This window comes from Acidovorax sp. NO-1, assembly GCF_000238595.1.
GTDB lineage: Bacteria > Pseudomonadota > Gammaproteobacteria > Burkholderiales > Burkholderiaceae_C > Acidovorax.
In genome coordinates, this window is record NZ_AGTS01000103.1 from 1 (window position 1) to 2,099 (window position 2,099).

2 protein-coding genes and 1 pseudogene are annotated in these 2,099 nt (G+C 52.9%); 1 reads left to right on the forward strand and 2 read right to left on the reverse strand.

Annotated features, from left to right (window positions below; translation table 11 throughout):
• Positions 1–934, forward strand: a pseudogene (locus KYG_RS17680) (peptidase M41); the annotation flags it as partial.
• A gap of 385 nt (positions 935–1,319) precedes the next feature.
• Here the strand turns inward: KYG_RS17680 and KYG_RS24515 are convergent.
• Together KYG_RS24515 and KYG_RS23970 are read right to left on the reverse strand one after the other, a co-directional pair.
• Positions 1,320–1,799 carry a hypothetical protein gene (locus KYG_RS24515; protein WP_139019414.1) on the reverse strand — a complete coding sequence of 160 codons (480 nt, stop codon included), beginning with the start codon at positions 1,797–1,799 and terminating at the stop codon, positions 1,320–1,322.
• Positions 1,800–1,847: 48 nt separating this feature from the next.
• Positions 1,848–2,099 (reverse strand): PD-(D/E)XK nuclease-like domain-containing protein (locus KYG_RS23970; RefSeq protein ID WP_008906302.1); only part of this gene is annotated, 252 nt, incomplete at its 5' end.

Here is a 2,099-nt window from a genome sequence, read left to right on the forward strand (position 1 = left end):
ATACTTGAAGGAAATCGAAGCCTCCAGTGGGCTGCGCTTTGAAGTGACTGATGCGGTCAAAGAGCAGATCTACGCCAATTCGGTGTTTCCGACCCAGGGCACCCGTCCGGTATTTTCTTCCGTGCATGGTTTGATGAGTGCACCTCTGGTGGATTTCACGCTCTGGGCGCTGGAGCAGGGCGCCGGGCCAGGTGAGGAGCTGACCATCGATGTCGACCCAGATGCCGGGCTACTGATCTCGCGATGGGGCCACCGGATACATACCGTACCCGTAGCGTTTGAGATCAACAAGCTGCGCCAGCGCAACGATCCAGACATGCGGGCGATTCTGGCGGTGCACGAAGCGGGGCATGGATTGATTTACGCCTTGCTGTTCCAGCAGGCACCGCTGGAAATTCGCATCAACATGGCGACCTTCTCCGGAGGCTACAACAGCTTCAATGCGCTCAAAGTCAAAACCCGCGGCAATCTGCTCGATGCGGTGTGTGTTGCGCTGGCAGGCCGCGCTGCCGAGGAAATGGTGTTCGGCAAGGAGTCGCTCAGTTCAGGCAGTGAGAGCGATCTCAAGCTGGCCACACAGCAAATGACCGCCTTCATTCGACATGCCGCGTTTGGCGAGCGCATCAGCCATGTGGATGTCAGCACGGAGGCCGGGGAGAACATCAATACCGATGTGGCAAGTACCAATGCGGAAATTGAGGCCGGGCTACAGAACCAGTACGAGCGTGCGCAGGTCCTGCTCGCTGAAAGCCGGGATATCTACCTTCGAATGGTCAACGAGCTCGTCAACAAGGGTCAGCTAGAGCCACAGCAGATCCGGGATTGGCTGGGGCTGTCGCAGCCGGAGGCGCCCAAGGATGCGTTAGAGCCGTTTGAGGCGAAGCTGAGGGAGTTCGAGCAAAGGGTGGCGTGTGCTTCTCAGCGTCTCGCGTGAAAGCACCATCGTCAATCCGGCTCATTCGATCCGGATTGATGTGATGGGGCAGTGCCTTGGCCATCTCATACTTGCTCCGTTCCAGGAAAGCCGGAAAGGAGTAGTCCTGTCGAGCCGTGGGATCCTGTTTTTGGCGAACCGCCTAGAATGCTTGACTCATTGTGACTTCCTTATAAAAAGGGGTCACCACCCCCAACGGGATGGTGACCCCGTTGGGTTGAAATGCGTTTTCACGCGGTTGATTGCTGGATGTTTGAATTCCCCCAACTGGGAATGTTGTACGTCAGAAATTACTTCGGACGGAACAATTTTCGTTTTCTGAAGCACCTCTTAGATGCTTGAGAAAACGCCCAGCCTACATGCTGGGTCGTTTCATAAAATACTATCACCTGGTTTTTTCTTCCAGTTCAGGGTTTTTGGTCAGATTGTAAACCGTTACTTTTTTTGACTTCGATACGATCACTCGCAGTCGATCTCCTACTTCGGCCATGTCCACTCCGAAAACATACATATCTGCCTTCGGAACTTCGAACAGTTCACCGGTTTTGTCATCGGAGACGGTGTACATCTCCATGGGATGATAAAACTTACGGGGACCCTTGTCTTCGGTGAGAATCGAGATTACATCGAAAACAACAAGCCCCTTCATAACCGAAGCGTTGCCCACGTTGTTGGCAGCAATTGCAGTCGTTGCGGTGTCAGCCACACGCACTTCGTTAGTGCCATCTGGGGGCCTTACTCGCGTTGACACAACAGGGCCTTCCACAACACGCGCTGTGTATTTGTTGCTAATCGTGCTGTAAGGTGTTGAAGCGCAGCCTGTTAGGACTGCAGCGATTAAAATCAATGCAATTTTATTGAACATATATATCCTTGAATTGTACCCAGCACCACATGGCGCCGGGATTTGGTATTAAAGAAAGTCGTCAGTGAGGTTTTTCTGAAAATTCGAGACGTTTATCACTTCCGCATCGCCGAACGGTTGGTAACTAGGCCATTGGTTTTTCTCACGGCACCACTGAAGCATCTGGAGGGCAGCACGGTATTTGATCCGCCCTGTCTCCATAGTCTCTACACCGGCTTCGTAAAGCGCAACACCATGCGGTGCTTCGCTTTCAACCACCAGGAAGAAAAATGGTACTTTTCTCCCTATGGCTCGCTCTAA